The organism is Oxalobacteraceae bacterium OTU3CAMAD1 (assembly GCA_024123915.1).
Lineage (GTDB): Bacteria > Pseudomonadota > Gammaproteobacteria > Burkholderiales > Burkholderiaceae_D > Rugamonas.
In genome coordinates, this window is sequence record CP099650.1 from 4,061,666 (window position 1) to 4,076,703 (window position 15,038).

General features: G+C 64.9%; 9 protein-coding genes. 6 read left to right on the forward strand and 3 right to left on the reverse strand.

All coding sequences use genetic code 11. The features are described from left to right. The first annotated feature begins 106 nt into the window (after positions 1-106). The 6 genes from NHH88_17600 (at position 107) to NHH88_17625 (ending at position 7,540) form a co-directional block, all read left to right on the forward strand. Entirely contained in the window at positions 107-1,060 is a 954-nt protein-coding gene (locus NHH88_17600) for an LD-carboxypeptidase (GenBank protein USX11528.1), read from the forward strand. Between the two features lie 51 nt (positions 1,061-1,111). Continuing rightward, positions 1,112-1,936, forward strand: a complete 825-nt coding sequence (locus NHH88_17605; protein ID USX11529.1) for a ferritin-like domain-containing protein — start codon at positions 1,112-1,114, stop codon at positions 1,934-1,936. 141 nt (positions 1,937-2,077) lie between these two features. Then, entirely contained in the window at positions 2,078-2,731 is a 654-nt protein-coding gene (gene paoA / locus NHH88_17610; protein ID USX11530.1) for an aldehyde dehydrogenase iron-sulfur subunit, read from the forward strand. Then, complete coding sequence (locus NHH88_17615; protein ID USX11531.1) at positions 2,728-3,681, forward strand: xanthine dehydrogenase family protein subunit M; 954 nt, start codon at positions 2,728-2,730, stop codon at positions 3,679-3,681. Before paoA ends, NHH88_17615 begins: the two co-directional genes overlap by 4 nt. A gap of 4 nt (positions 3,682-3,685) precedes the next feature. Further along, positions 3,686-5,887: a xanthine dehydrogenase family protein molybdopterin-binding subunit gene (locus NHH88_17620; protein ID USX11532.1), complete on the forward strand. Its 2,202-nt coding sequence runs from the start codon at positions 3,686-3,688 to the stop codon at positions 5,885-5,887. A gap of 93 nt (positions 5,888-5,980) precedes the next feature. Then, the gene (locus NHH88_17625; GenBank protein USX11533.1) at positions 5,981-7,540 is read left to right on the forward strand and encodes a TerC family protein; all 1,560 of its coding nucleotides are present in this window, start codon (positions 5,981-5,983) and stop codon (positions 7,538-7,540) included. Between the two features lie 172 nt (positions 7,541-7,712). Here the strand turns inward: NHH88_17625 and NHH88_17630 are convergent, their stop codons facing one another. The 3 genes from NHH88_17630 to NHH88_17640 all read right to left on the reverse strand — a co-directional run bounded on the left by NHH88_17630 (position 7,713) and on the right by NHH88_17640 (position 15,016). After that, the gene (locus NHH88_17630) at positions 7,713-8,567 is read right to left on the reverse strand and encodes a class I SAM-dependent methyltransferase (protein ID USX11534.1); all 855 of its coding nucleotides are present in this window, start codon (positions 8,565-8,567) and stop codon (positions 7,713-7,715) included. A gap of 87 nt (positions 8,568-8,654) precedes the next feature. Further along, positions 8,655-11,144 (reverse strand): glycosyl hydrolase 115 family protein, encoded by a 2,490-nt coding sequence (locus NHH88_17635; GenBank protein ID USX11535.1) that lies wholly within the window; start codon positions 11,142-11,144, stop codon positions 8,655-8,657. Next, a complete protein-coding gene (locus NHH88_17640) occupies positions 11,141-15,016 on the reverse strand; it encodes a beta-galactosidase (protein USX11536.1) in 3,876 nt (1,291 codons plus the stop codon). The genes NHH88_17635 and NHH88_17640 overlap by 4 nt, the downstream gene beginning before the upstream one ends. Positions 15,017-15,038: the final 22 nt, after the last annotated feature.

Here is a 15,038-nt window from a genome sequence, read left to right on the forward strand (position 1 = left end):
GTCAGGGGGATTCAGCCGGCGGCAATTCGGCAACCTGCTGGCAGCCGCCGCGCTGGGGACAAGCGCGACGGCCGCCGCTGCGCCGTCGTCCAGCCGGAGGAACACCATGCGTCTGATGAAACCCGCCCGATTGTTGCCTGGCGACCTCGTCGGCATCATCGCGCCGGGCGGGCATACCAATGAGGAAGCGCTGGCGAAGGCGGTGGCCAATATCGAATCGCTGGGCTTGCGCGCACGCGTCAGCAACAACATCCACTATGTCTACGGCAACTATGCGGGCACCGTCCAGCAGCGGCTCGAAGATCTGCATGGCATGTTTCTCGATCCGGAGATCAAGGCGGTGTGGGCGATACGGGGCGGCTCAGGCTGTATCTCTCTGCTCGAGCACATCGACTACCGGCTGATACGCGCCCATCCGAAGGTGCTGATCGGCTATTCGGACATCACCTGCCTGCACCTGGCCTTGCTCAAGCATGCCGGGCTGGTGACTTTCCATGGGCCGGTGGCGTCGTCGACGTTCTCGGAGTACGCCGTCACGCATATGCGGAACGTGCTGATGACGCCGCACGACAATTACACTATCGCGATGTCGGCGGAAAACGCGCTGGCCGGCGAGGAACACGCCAACTACAAGATCCGCACCATCCATGCTGGTATCGCGACCGGGAGGTTGATCGGCGGCAATCTGTCACTGTTCAGCGCGGTGGCCGGCACGCCGTATGCGGCCGACTTCACCGACGCCATCCTGTATCTGGAAGAGGTCAACGAGGAGCCGTACCGCGTCGACCGCATGATGACGCAGTTGCAGCTCAGCCAAGGGTACCGCCACGCCGCCGCTGTGATGCTGGGCATTTTCGAGAACTGCGAGGGGATCGACGGTGAAAGTGCCCTGTCGCTGGACGAGACGGTCGACCAGCACCTGCTGCCGCTGACGCGCCCGGCCGTCGCGGGCTATTCCTTCGGCCACATCCGCCATCAATTCACCATGCCGGTCGGCGTCCGGGCCCGGCTCGATACCGCGCGGCAAACACTGACGTTGCTGGAGCCCGGCGTCGTCTAGCGGGGAGGGGGAGTGGTACACTGCCGCCTTTCCCGTAAGTCCCCTAATCCGATGCACCCATCCCCCAGCCCCGAATTCGCTCCAACCGAGCTGCGCGCCTACGCGCTGCATTGCCTGCAGGAACCCGATCCGACCAAAAAGGTCGCCGCCGTCGCCGCGATGGCGGCCGCGTCCGCCGCCGGCCTGTGCCCGCCGGACCCGGCCGCCATGCTGCAAGCCACCGCCGCCATCCCCGGCCGCCCGCGAAAGCCCGATCTGGTGCCGCCGCGCGAAGTGGGGCGCCGCTCGATGAACACGCTCGAAGGCCGCGCCATGCTGATCCACGCGCTGTCCCACATCGAATTCAACGCCATCAACTTGGCACTGGACGCGCTGTGGCGCTTCCCGAACTTGCCTGCCGGCTATTACATGGACTGGTTGCGCGTCGCCGACGAGGAAGCGTTGCATTTTTCTCTGCTGGTTGCGCACTTGGGTGTGTTGGGTCACACATACGGCGATTTCACCGCCCACGACAGTTTGTGGGAGATGGTCGAGCGAACCACCGGCGACGTGCTGGCCCGCATGGCCTTGGTGCCGCGCACCCTGGAGGCGCGCGGCCTGGACGCCAATCCGCCGCTGCGCGCCAAGCTGGCCCAGGCTGGCGATATGCCCGCCGCGCACATCCTCGACATCATCCTGCGCGACGAGATCGGCCATGTGGAGATTGGCAACCGCTGGTACAGGTATCTGTGCGATCAGAACGGCCTGGAGCCGGGGGCCGCCTATGCCGACCTGGCCCTGCGCTACCGCGCCCCCGCATTGCGCGGCCCGTTCAATGTCGAGGCCCGGGTGCAGGCCGGTTTTACGATGGACGAGATCCGCGCGATGGGAGGCTGAACCCGGTCCGATTGCCTAAAACAACGGCTCCATTGCCTGATCCAACAGTGCGAATCAACCGTTCCGAATGCGCTTAATATTAATAAGACTGCCTCATCCAGAGAAGGCCTTTTAAACATTAGCCAACAGGACGTGAACACAATGGACGACCTAAGCCAAGTAAAAATTTCCCGGCGCGACGTGCTGATCGCGGGCGCCTTGTCGGCGACGGCGGCGGCCGTGCCATCCGCTTCAAACGCCCAAGGCACGGCGGGCGCGGCCAACAGCGCCGCAGCGCCGCCGGTGCTGGCCAAGGTGTCGCTCCAGGTCAATGGCGAAGTCCGCAAGCTCGAGCTCGACACCCGCACCACCTTGCTCGATGCCCTGCGCGAGAATCTGCACCTGACCGGCACCAAGAAAGGTTGCGACCACGGTCAGTGCGGCGCCTGCACGGTGATCGTCGACGGCCGCCGCATCAATTCCTGCCTGACCCTTGCCGTGATGCATGAAGGCGCCAAGGTCACCACCATCGAGGGGCTGGGCACGCCCGGCAAGCTGCATCCGATGCAGGCCGCCTTCGTCAAGCACGACGGCTACCAGTGCGGCTACTGTACCCCGGGACAAATCTGTTCGGCCGTGTCCGCGATCGAGGAGATCAAGCAGGGCATCCCAAGCCACGTCAGCCCCGATTTGACCGCGCGTCCGTTGCTCAACGCCACCGAATTGCGCGAACGCATGAGCGGCAACATCTGCCGCTGCGGCGCCTACTCCAACATCATCGACGCGATCAGCGAAGTCGCCGGGAGCGCCGCATGAGAGCCTTTACCTATCAGCGCGCGCAGTCGCCGGCCGAAGCCGCAGCCCTCGCCGCGCGCACGCCCAACGCCAAGTTCATCGCTGGCGGCACCAATCTGCTGGACTTGATGAAGCTGGAGATCGAAACGCCGGCCCACCTGATCGACGTCAACGGCGTCGGCCTGGACAAGATCGAAGCCACGCCGCAGGGCGGGCTGCGCATCGGCGCCATGGTGCGCAACACCGACCTGGCCGCCGACGAGCGCATCCGCCGCGACTACGGCGTGCTGTCCCGCGCCTTGCTGGCCGGCGCCTCGGCGCAGCTGCGCAACAAGGCCACCACCGCCGGCAACCTGCTGCAGCGTACCCGTTGCCCGTACTTTTACGACACCAACCAGGCCTGCAACAAGCGCACGCCGGGCAGCGGCTGCTCGGCCATCGCCGGACACAGCCGCAACCACGCGATTGTCGGCGTCAGCGATGAGTGCATCGCCACGCATCCGAGCGACATGGCCGTCGCCATGCAATTGCTGGACGCGGTCGTCGAGACCGTTCGTCCCGATGGCTCGACCCGCAGCATTCCGATGGCTGAATTCCACCGCCTGCCGGGCAAGACGCCGCATATCGAAACCACGCTGATGCCGGGCGAGATGATCACCGCCGTGACGTTGCCCAAGCCGCTGGGCGGCAAGCATTTCTACCGCAAGGTGCGCGACCGCTCGTCCTACGCCTTCGCGCTGATCTCGGTGGCGGCCGTCGTCCAGCCGGACGGCACCGGCCGGGTCGCGCTGGGCGGCGTCGCCCACAAGCCCTGGCGCATGCCGGGCGCCGACGACAGCATGGCGCGCGGCGGCAAGGCCGTGGCCGCCCAATTGCTGGCCGGCGCCAAGACCACCCACGAGAACGCCTTTAAGATCACCCTGGTTCAGCGCACGATAGAATCTGTGCTGGCGGAAGCGAAGAAAGCCTGACGCCATGAAATTCACCACTCCAGCCACCACCAATCCGATCGACCAGCTCAAGCTCGTCGGCAAGCCCCTGGACCGCATCGACGGTCCGCTCAAGACCACCGGCACCGCGCCGTACGCGTATGAACAGCACGAGGCCGCGCCCAACGCCGCCTACGGCTACGTGGTCGGCGCCGCCATCGCCAAGGGACGCATCGTCTCGATGGACCTGGCCGCCGCCAAGCGCGCGCCCGGCGTCATCGCCATCGTCACCGCCGACAACGCCGGCAAGCTGGGCAAGGGCAAGATGAACACCGCCAAGCTGCTCGGCGGTCCGGAGATCCAGCATTACCACCAGGCCGTCGCGCTGGTGGTCGCCGAGAGCTTCGAACAGGCGCGCGCGGCCGCGCAACTGGTGCAGGTCAAGTACGCGGCCGCCAAGGGCGCCTACGACCTGGCCAAGGAAAAAGACAAGGGCGTGCCGCACAAGGACAAGGAAAACGCCGATTCCAAGGTGGGCGACTTCGCCAGCGCCTTCGCCTCGGCGCCGGTGCGCATCGACGCCACCTACACCACGCCCGACCAGTCGCACGCGATGATGGAGCCGCACGCGTCCATCGCCAAATGGGACGGCGACAAGGTCACTTTGTGGACCTCGAACCAGATGATCGCCTGGAGCCAAGGCGACGTCGCCAAGACGCTCGGTATTCCGAAAGAAAAAGTACGCCTGGTCTCGCCGTACATCGGCGGCGGCTTCGGCGGCAAGCTGTTCTTGCGCAGCGAAGCCTTGCTGGCCGCGCTGGGCGCCAAAGCGGCCAACCGGGCGGTCAAGGTCACCTTGCAACGTCCGCTGATGTTCAACAACACCACGCACCGGCCGGCAACGATCCAGCGCATCCGCATCGGCGCCAGCAGGGAAGGCAAGATCACCGCCATCGGGCATGAGAGCTGGTCGGGCGACCTGCCGGACGGCCAACCGGAGACGGCGGTCAACCAGACCAAGCTGCTGTATGCCGGCGCCAACCGCATGACCAAGATGCGCCTGTCCGTGCTCGACCTGCCCGAAGGCAACGCCATGCGCGCGCCGGGCGAGGCGCCGGGCCTGATGGCGCTGGAAATCGCCGTCGACGAGCTGGCGGAAAAACTCAAGATGGACCCGGTGACGTTCCGCATCATCAACGATGTCACGCACGATCCGGCCAAGCGCGAGCGCAAGTTCTCGCAGCGGCGGCTGGTCGAGTGCCTGCGCAATGGCGCCGAACGCTTCGGCTGGAGCGCGCGCAGCGTGGAGCCCGGCAAGGTGCGCGACGGCCGCTGGCTGGTGGGCATGGGTGTCGCCGCCGCATTCCGCAACAACCTGGTGATGAAATCCGCCGCCCGCGTGCGCCTGGACGGCAAGGGCATCGTCACGGTCGAGACCGACATGACCGATATCGGTACCGGCACCTACACCATCATCGCCCAGACCGCCGCCGAAATGATGGGCCTGCCCATCGACAAGGTCGTGGTCAAGCTGGGCGACTCCGATTTCCCGGTCTCGGCCGGCTCGGGCGGGCAGTGGGGCGCCAACAGCGCAACCGCCGGCGTGTATGCCGCCTGCGTCAAGTTGCGCGAGGCGATCGCGCAAAAGGCCGGCTTGAACGCGGCCGAGGCCGAATTCACGGGCGGCTCGGTGCGCGCCGGCGGCAAGTCGGTCACGTTGCAGCAAGCCGCGCAGGATGGCGAGATCGTTGCCGAGGACACAATGGAGTACGGTGACCTGGACAAGAAGTACCAGCAATCGACCTTTGGCGCGCACTTCGTCGAAGTGGCGGTCGACGCCTACACCGGCGAAACGCGCATCCGCCGCATGTTGGCGGTGTGCGCGGCCGGGCGCATCCTCAATCCCAAGTCGGCGCGCAGCCAGGTGATCGGCGCGATGACGATGGGCGCCGGCGCCGCGTTGATGGAGCACCTTGTCGTCGACAAGCGTGGCGGCTTCTTCGTCAACCACGATCTGGCGGGCTATGAAGTGCCGGTGCACGCCGACATTCCACATCAGGAAGTGATTTTCCTGGAGGAGACCGATCCGATCTCATCGCCGATGAAGGCCAAGGGGGTGGGCGAGTTGGGCATTTGCGGCGTCGGCGCTGCCATCGCCAACGCGGTCTACAACGCCACCGGCGTGCGCGTGCGCGACTACCCGATCACGCTCGACAAGCTGATCGACAAGATGCCGCTGACCGCGTAAATAGTTCCATAAAGCAATGATGCCGAGCCCCGGCTATCGAACGGGGCTCCGGCATGGATTACAATGCATGCTTCTCAACACTGAAAGCAGCGCATGGAATGGCTATTCGACCCAAACATTTGGGTCGGTCTGTTTGCATTAATCGTTCTCGAAATCGTACTTGGCGTCGACAATCTCATCTTCATCGCGATCCTCGCCGATAAATTGGCGCCGGAGCAGCGCGACAAGGCGAGGCTCGTCGGCCTGAGCCTGGCGATGCTAATGCGCCTGGGTTTGTTGAGCGTAATGTCCTGGCTGGTCACCCTGACCGAACCGCTGTTTTCGATTGCCTCGCTAAGCTTCTCCGGACGGGACTTGATCCTGCTGCTGGGCGGCTTCTTCCTGCTGTTCAAAGCCACGATCGAGCTGCATGAGCGGGTCGAGGGCAAAGTCCACGAGACCCAGGGCGGGTCGAGGGTCTACGCCGGTTTCGGCGCCGTCGTCGCCCAGATCATCGTGCTGGACGCCGTGTTTTCGCTCGACGCCGTCATCACCGCCGTCGGCATGGTCGACGATCTTGGCGTGATGATGGCCGCCGTCGTCATTTCGATGGTGGTGATGCTGCTCGCCTCCAAGCCGTTGACCCGCTTCGTCAACGCCCATCCGACCGTGGTGGTGCTGTGCCTGAGTTTCCTGCTGATGATCGGCCTGAGCCTGATCGCCGAAGGCTTCGGCTTCCACATTCCCAAAGGCTATCTGTACGCCGCCATCGGCTTCTCGGTGGTGATCGAAGCGCTGAACCAGTTGGCGCGCCGTAATTTCGTCAGCCGGGAATCGCATGTTCCGCTGCGCGACCGTACTGCCGATGCCGTGTTGCGCCTGTTGGGCAGCAAGAAGCGCGTCGCCGCCGGCGGCGAGGAAGAGGACACCGCGACCACGGTGGTGCCGGAAGCGTTCGAGCAGGAGGAGCGCAACATGGTCAGCGGCGTGCTCAGCTTGTCCCAGCGCTCGGTACGCTCGATCATGACGGTCCGTTCCAACATTTCGTGGATCGATCTGGATGCCGACACCGCCACGATCCAGGGCCAGATCCTGGAAACGCCGCACAGCTTCTTCCCGGTCAGCCGGGGACATTTGGACAACATCATCGGCGTGGTCCGCGCCAAGGAATTGATGGCCAACCTGGCGCGCGGTGTCGCGATTCCGCCCGAGCACATCCGCGAGCCCATCATCATGCCCGAAGCCAGCGGCGTGCTGAAGGTGATGGAAACGTTGAAGCGTTCGCGCGGGCAATTGGTGCTGATCGCCGATGAGTACGGCACTATCCAGGGCGTGGTGACGCCGATCGATATTCTGGAGGCGATCGCCGGCGAATTCCCCGACGAGGACGAGCAACCGGACGTGCAGGAGCAGGGGCCGGATTGCTGGCGTGTTGCCGGCACGGCCGATCTGCACTATCTGGAGCAGGTGCTGGAGACGGACGAACTGATCAGCGAGAACGACGATTACACGTCCCTGGCGGGCTTCATGCTGGAACGCCTCGGCAACCTGCCGACGGTGGGCGAGGCGGTCGAGGTCGACGGTCTGCGGTTCGAGGTGATAGAGGTGGTGGAGCGGCGCATCGCGTCCGTGCTGGTGACGCGCGTCGAACCGACAACGTCAGACGAGGAATAACGCCGGCCATGGTCGCGCGTGAATTAATCTAAAACACGTAGGGCGGATTAGCGCAGCGTAATCGGCCATGGGTGCGCCGTCGGCGGCTTATGCATGGCCGATTACGGCGTGCCGCCTAATCCGCCCTACGTGCCTCCGTGATGATGCATGATGTGGGGTGAATGCGGGCCGCTCACACCGTGCGCCGCAAAATCGCATACATATTGTCACTCAATGGACTGCGATCCAGCATCGACATCCGCACCACATGCAACCCCGCCAGCTCGGCCGTCGCCTTCAGCGTCTCCGGCGTAAAATAATTCACATGATCCGGCCACCGGAAACCGCACCAGCGCGACCCGCGCAAGTACCGGTTCAAACAATTGTAGTTGGGCACCTTGACCAGAATCGAGCCGCCGGGCTTGAGCCGCTTCGCCGAACGCTCCAGCACCGCCAGCGGATTGATGTCATGCTCAAGAAACGACGCCATGATGATGACGTCGAAATAGCCATCGTCGAAATGTTCCAGCCCATCCATCGCAGACGCGTGCACGCAGCGTCCGCCGGCCTTGCGCAGCTTTCCATCCGATATCCTCGACAGCTCTTGCGATATCTCTATCCCGTGCGGCACGCTTTTGCCGCGCAGCGCCGCCGGCAGCGACTTGAACAAATCATCCAGCAGCGAGCCCCAGCCACAGCCAACGTCGAGCACGTTGATGCGGGCGCCGCGCGCGTCGCGTATCAGCCGCTGCACCAGGGTCAGGCTCTTGTTGCGCTTCAGGATGCGGCCGCGAAAGCGTTTCAGCGCGGTGCTGATCGCATAGCGCAAAGGCTCGGCTTGCTTGCGCGCCTGCGACTCCTTCTCGAACGTCACCTCATAAGCGAAATCCTGTGACAGCTCCTCGTAAGCGGGAGGGTTGGCCAGGAAAACAATGCCGGTCTGCTTGCATTGTTTAAGCCGCCAGGGCGAGGGCGCATATGGCAAATCGATTTCGTCGCCGCCTTGGGCGCGGAGCGGGGAGATTCTCAGTCGTGCGGCGATAGTCATGGCTGATGTCCTGCTGGTCGGTTGCGGGAGCGTGCCGACCAACATTAGCATGGACATATTGCAGTACGATGACCTGCGCCAATAGTGCTATCTGGGTGTCGCGCCGTAGTAACGCGCCGCGCCGTCGGGGACGATATCGACCCGGTCGAGGATAAAGCCCGGGTCCATGGCATACAAGCGCAGCCGATGTTTGCCTGCTGAAAACTTCTGCGCAGGCAGCGACCTGACCGCCGTGTTGCTCAGCACGTTGAGCTTCCATTCGTTGCTGCGGCCGTGCGTGCGGTAGTCCAATATTGCCAGCGGCCCGTCGTCGATGCTATAACCCAGCCTGAGCTGGTTTGCCGACGTCAGCGGATGGGTGGGGAGGGCGACGATGTTCACACCGACCGGATCGGCGGAATCGGTGTGGAACTCGATCACCAGCGGCGCAACGTCTACAGCCCGGGTCGCGTCGATGGAGGGCAAGGCTAGCGACGAGCGCAGCACCGCGCCCATGCTGCCCAGTTCATCGATCTTCTGCCATTGCGGATGCGGCGCCGCGCTGGACGCGGCAATCGACACCGTGCGCGGCCGAGCTGCCGGCTCCGACGCTGGTGGCGTCGCCGCCGCCGAGGCGCCGCCCGGTGATACGGGCCATGCGGGCTCGGCGAACACCGGCAGGCGGCGCGGCGCCATGTCCATCATGTGGCGCCACTTACCGTTGGCCAAGCCGTTGTAGTCGGCGGTGTCGGCAACGATGGACCGGTGCGCCGCCTTTGCCTCCGTCACATACTGTTCGGCACGGGTGCCGGCGTTGTCCGGCAAACCCGCCAGTTCCAGCTTCAGGATGCGCGCGTTCAGGCTGGCGCTTGCGCGTACCGGATACAACACCAGTTCGTAGAACGCGTCGCGGCGGTCGGCGGGCATCGCTTGCGCCAGCGCCTCGGCCCGTGCGGCAATGGCCGCGTACCGGTCCAGGCGTCGCCGCGCCTCGTCGCCGCCCGATTGCAAATACGCGGTCGGCCGGTTCGGCGTGGTCGGCTCGGTCTGGCCGAAGCCCATGAACTCCGGGCGGCGCTCCCATGCCAGTGCGTAGTACTCCATCATGATGTCGGTGATCTGCCGCGCCTGGTCCGCGCCGAACTGGCGCGCCATCCAGGCGCGCAAATGCTCGCTGGGCGCCTGCTCCAGCACACCGTGGTCGAAAGCCAGGTCGAGGAAGTACTGGCTCAGGTATTCCAGCGGCTTGATATCGCCGACGTTCGCCACCCACAGCTTGCGGGCGCCGGTATGCCTGGCACGCTCCAGCTGCTCGCGCACCAGAGACGGATGCGTCGTGCCCAGCCACAGATAGTCGTGCGGCCGGCCCCAGTACGACAAGTGGTAATAGAGACCGGCGCCGCCGGCGCGCCGCGCCTCGGCTTCAGTACTGAGCTGACTGATATAGCCGTAATTATCGTCCGGCCAGATCAGGCTGATGTCATCCGGCACCTTCAACCCGGCCTTGTAGATGTCGAGCACTTCCTTGTACAAGGTGAGCTCCTGCGGAATCCGTTCCGGCGGACGGCCCTGCGCCTTGGACAGCAAGCCCCGCTGGACATCGATGACCTGTTCGACGCCGTCGCGCGCCTCCGGGATGGTCTTCGCGCCTTCCATCGCGCTGTCGTGTACGCCGCGCAAACCGACCGACATCAGGGTCTCGAAGCCTTTGACTTGCTGAACCCGCTCATCCCAATAGGCGATCATGCGGTCGCGGTTGGTGAAGAAGTTGAACGGCCCGTTCGTCTTCAGATTCCACTCGCGCACGTTATTACGCATCATCGGCTCGGCGTGCGACGTGCCGACCACGATGGCGTAATTGCGCGCCATCTCCGGGTTGCCGTCGATCTGATAGAAGGGCTTGGTCGAGTCGTGCATCGCCGGCCACAGCGTGTTGGCCTTCAATCGCCACATCAGCTCGTAGATCCGCGCGTAGGTGGCGGGGCCGATATCGCCGGTTTTCGGGTCGTAGGTCTTGGCCGCCCAAGGCTGTAAGCCCCAGTCCTCATCGTTGAGGAAAATGCCGCGGTACTGGACCGATGGCGCGCGCGAGAATACGGTGGCGTCGCCAACGGCCAAGCGGGCTTGGCGGCGCGGCGTCACATCCGCCCACCACTCCCATGCCGAGACGCCCAGCTCGCGCGTCAGGTCCACCACGCCATAGACGGCGCCCCGCACATCCGACCCGGCGATCAATACGTAGTTCTGTTTTTTGGAGCGGACGACCAACCGTTTGTGCCGTTCCCACTCGCCGCGCAACGCCGCCAGATCGAGGCCGTCGCGTGTGGCGACCTGGCGCAGCAGCGGCGTATCGTATGCGCCGATGATCACACAGGTCTTGCCGCAATCCTGCAAGCGCGACGAGATGCGCGGCGTCTGGCCGCTCAGCGCCTGCAGGTCGCGGCCCAGCAATTGCGCCGCCAGCGCATAGGTCTTTTGATCTTCATGAACGATGGCGGCAACGGCACCGCCTTGTTCGTACAACGTCAGCTCCCCGGCGCCGGCGTGTCCGACGATGGCGAGCCACGCCCAGCACGCCAGCGGTCCGGCCAGCTTCATCGTTGCGCGCCGGCCGGGGCCGAGACATTCACCGCACCGGGCATGATTTCCAGCGGCACGCCGCCGCGCACCGTGCGCAGGTTGACCAGCTTCACAGGCTCCAGCGCGTTGCCGGGTTTGCCGTCGGTCGTGACCGCCAGCGCGATGGTGTTGGCGCCGTTCGGGTTCAGGATGCCTGGCGGGATCACAAACGTGCGCTGCGGACCGATGTGGGCGATGAACTGTCCCATGTTCCAGCCGTTGACGAAGATCAGCGCGCGGTTCTCGCGCTCCGAACGGGGCTTGGTGGTATCGCCGAACGCCAGGCCAAGCTGGATGTCGTGGCCCTCGGGCAGGTCCAGATCGAACGACGTGCGCAGCCAGTAGGTTCCCGGCGCTGGCGGCGCGTCGCCGGTCCTGGCCTTGGCCCAGCCTGCGCCGGAGGTCTTGCCATCCGTCGGCGGCAAGTACCAGCCCTGGCGTTCGCCGTAGAGCCCGCCATTGTTCATCGGGCCACGCACGACATCGACGATGTTCTCGCCGCCCTGGGTGCCCTGGATGCGCCACGCGATCGGAACGGCATAGCGTTGACCGCCGCGCGACGTCAGCGAGGCGGAGATCAAGCCGCGCGCCTCGCGGTGATAGTCGTCGGCCATCAGGTTCCAGTTGTGCGAGTTGTTGCGCACCATGACGGCGATCACGTGCGGACCTTTCGCCAGCTTGTCTCCGAGCGAGAACTTGACGCTGTCCGTGGTCTCGGGGAAGGAACGGCCAACGTCCAGCTCGTGTTGGCCGATGAATTTGCCGTCCACCCACACCTGTATCATGCCGGCGCCACCGGCGCCGTAGAACAGCTCCAGCTGATTGCTCTTGGCGTCGGCAAGGTCCAGTCGGCCGCGATACCAGACGTCGCCGTGGTGGAAGCCGTAGTCGCTCATCGACAAGGTCGGCTGGCCGCGCTCGGGCATGGTCCAGGTCTGCGCCGCCGAGGCGCGGTTGTCGGCTTTGATCCAGGCCGAATCGTCGAACTTCGGCTGCGCCTCGGGGCTGTCCATGCGCCGCGTCCAGCCCAGCGCGCCCAGGTCGGGCAGCTTCACCGCGTCCGGCCCCTTGAGCGCGGCGGTGCGCAGGCTGCCGTCCGGCTGGGAGGTGACCGAAAGGTTTTCGCCGTTGAAGGTGACGGCTGATACGGACGGCCCCCAGATTTGCATATCGCTGGCAGCCGTGGTATCTCCCGTCAACGCCAGCTTGCCGCCGGCCAGGCTGGCCGAGCGCACCATCGCCGGGCTAAGCTGAAGCACCTGGCCGGCCGGCGTTTTCTGAGTCCAAAAGGCGATGCTGTTCTTCTCGTCGGCCAGCAACAGCAGAAGCGGAGTGCGGCCGCCGCCGGAAATACGCACGCGGGCCAGGCCGTCGTGCAAATAATCGAGCTTCAGCACGCCGTTCTCGTAGCGCGATGTCACCTTGCCTTCGACTACGTCCACCTTCGGCGCGCTGGCGTAGCGCAGCAGTGTCTCGCCCGGTTCGTTCGCGCGGCCGTGCAGCAGCGCGATATCGCGGTCGCCGTTGGCGAAGTGGGTCTGAATTTCCGATGTCGAGTAGACCAGGTGATGGCGCTCCAGCTTGTAGTCAGCCAGCAGCATCTTGGCGTCCTGGCCGTTCAGGCGCAGCGGCACCTTGTAGCTGCCATCCTTGGTGGTCAGGTCGAAGGTGAAGCTGTCGTTCGTCAGCAGGTCCGAGGGACTGTGCACGGCGAACAGGATGTGCGTGTTGAGGTCGGGGTTGATATTGTGGTAGACCTTGACCTTGTCGGACGAGGTCTTGATCTCCGGTCCCTTGTCCATCTTGGCCAGCGCCTGCTCGGCCGCCTGGACCAGCATGCCTTGCTGCTTCAGGCCGTAAGCCTTGGCGCGCAAGCCACGGTCCTCCGAGATCGGCGCGCCGTAATCATAGGAGGTGTACACCACCGGCCCGGCCAGCCAACCCCACGAGGTGCCGCCGAACGTCATATAGATGTTGTGGATCGTGATGCGATTGATCAGGTTGGTGCCATAGAACACGCGTTGATACCCGGTGCCCTGGCGCTCGCCGGTGCAATTGTAGGTGCCGTTCGAGCCCCAGTAGTCGAACCAGCCGCCGCCCAGTTCGGCGGCGAAGCCCGGCGTCTTGGGCGAGGACAGCGCGCCGATCTTCGGCGAGTTCTTGCCGTAGATGCCCCAGTCCGGCGCCTTGTTCGGGCCGGCGGGATCGGCGTGCACATTGCAGGTGCCGCCTGGATAGCCGTCGAACGCATACATGTCGGTCGGGCCGGGATTGGCCCACGGCGCGGTCGAGTCCTTCGGTGTCCAGTCCGGCAGCCGTCCGGCGGCGTTGTGGAAGAATGGCACGCTGATGCCGTCCGCGCGCGCTTTCTTCGCCAGGTGGTCCATATGGCGCACGTGTTTCGGTTCCACCTTGCCCAGCTCGTTCTCCAACTGGTAGGCGATGACGTTGCCGCCGCCGGTGGTGATCTGGTGGCGCGCGATGATGGCGTTAATCTGCGTCATCCATTCATCGACGGCGGTCAGGTAGACCGGATCGTCGGTGCGCGCCTCGGCGCGGTTGCGGAACATCCAGCCCGGATAGCCGCCACCGGTCAACTCCGCGTTCACGTACGGGCCGGTGCGGGCGATCACGTACATGCCTTCCTCTTCGGCGATCTCGAGCGCGCGCTCGACGTTGCGCACATGTGAGAAATCGTAGACGCCGGGCGCCGTGGAGTGATAGCCCCAGTCGAAATAGAAGGCCACGCCGTTAAAGCCGAGCGCCTTCATCTTCTGTATGACGTCGCGCCACAGCGATGGGTTGGGCAGGCGGAACGGGTGGATCTCGCCGGACCACACGACCACGCGCTTGCCGTCGATCAGCATCGAGTGCTCGTCCCAGCTGACCTTTTTCGGCTGGCCTTTCGGCTTGGTGGTCTGCTCCAGAGCCTTGCGGTCCTCGACCAGCACCGAGGCCTGGCCGATGATGCCGGACACGCCGCCCAGTTGCTTGGCCGCGCTCCAGGTGCGCAAGCCGTCCTGGCTGTCGGAATACCAGCGGCGGCCGGTAGCGGTGTCGCCGAAATAAAGGCGCCATTGCCCGCCAGGCAGCTTGACCAGCGAGTGGGCGCCGGTGGTTGCGCCCCATTTGGCCCAGTCGCCTTGCTTCTCGACTGTCCACGGGCCTTGCAGCGACTTGGCGCCGGCCATCTCGATCAGGCCGGTGGCGGCGTTGCGGGCGAGGGCGGCGTAGCCGCCGTCTGTGACGGCGACGATCGTGTCGACATAGTTGTCCGGCAAGCCCTGCAAAGGCTGCGGCGCCGACCATGCGCTGAAATCGGCGTTCGGCGTCAACACATAGCTGCCGCCGGCGCCGCGTGAAACGATGGCTTTCAACGATCCATCCTTGTCGCGCAACCATTCCGGCGCGACGGCCTGGGCGTTGCCCGGCAGTGCCAGCGGCACGTTGCGGACGAACTGCCAGTTCTTCAGGTCTTTGGAGCGGGTGAGGCCGAGTTCGGCGCTGTCGGCGCCGGTGGCATAGAGCACGTAATAGTAGCCATCGCTGTGGCGCACAATCGCCGGGTCGCGCATCAACTTGCTGGGCGGCCGGTAAGCATCGGAGGCCAGCGATGTGAAGGTGACGCCGTCGGTGGAAGAGAACAGGCTGAGCCAATTGTCCGACGAGCTATTGAAACTGGCCATCAGGAACGCCGAGGCGTCGGCCGCACCGCCGCGCGCCTGGCTGGTTTGCCGGTCCGCGTCGGACGCCTGCGGAATGCCCAGTTCCTGGGCGGCGCAACCCAGCGCCAGGGTGGCGCCGCCGATGCCGGCGATGGTTTTTCGAGCGATGCGTGTGAAGTTCAGCATGGACCTATTTCAGTGAGGTAAG

Excerpts from the sequence above, each read along its gene's own strand:
- NHH88_17600 (USX11528.1), top strand. The coding sequence starts at position 107 with ATGCGTCTGATGAAACCCGCCCGATTGTTGCCTGGCGACCTCGTCGGC.
- NHH88_17605 (USX11529.1), top strand. The coding sequence starts at position 1,112 with ATGCACCCATCCCCCAGCCCCGAATTCGCTCCAACCGAGCTGCGCGCC.
- paoA (USX11530.1), top strand. The coding sequence starts at position 2,078 with ATGGACGACCTAAGCCAAGTAAAAATTTCCCGGCGCGACGTGCTGATC.
- NHH88_17615 (USX11531.1), top strand. The coding sequence starts at position 2,728 with ATGAGAGCCTTTACCTATCAGCGCGCGCAGTCGCCGGCCGAAGCCGCA.
- NHH88_17620 (USX11532.1), top strand. The coding sequence starts at position 3,686 with ATGAAATTCACCACTCCAGCCACCACCAATCCGATCGACCAGCTCAAG.
- NHH88_17625 (USX11533.1), top strand. The coding sequence starts at position 5,981 with ATGGAATGGCTATTCGACCCAAACATTTGGGTCGGTCTGTTTGCATTA.
- NHH88_17630 (USX11534.1), bottom strand. The coding sequence starts at position 8,567 with ATGACTATCGCCGCACGACTGAGAATCTCCCCGCTCCGCGCCCAAGGC.
- NHH88_17635 (USX11535.1), bottom strand. The coding sequence starts at position 11,144 with ATGAAGCTGGCCGGACCGCTGGCGTGCTGGGCGTGGCTCGCCATCGTC.
- NHH88_17640 (USX11536.1), bottom strand. The coding sequence starts at position 15,016 with ATGCTGAACTTCACACGCATCGCTCGAAAAACCATCGCCGGCATCGGC.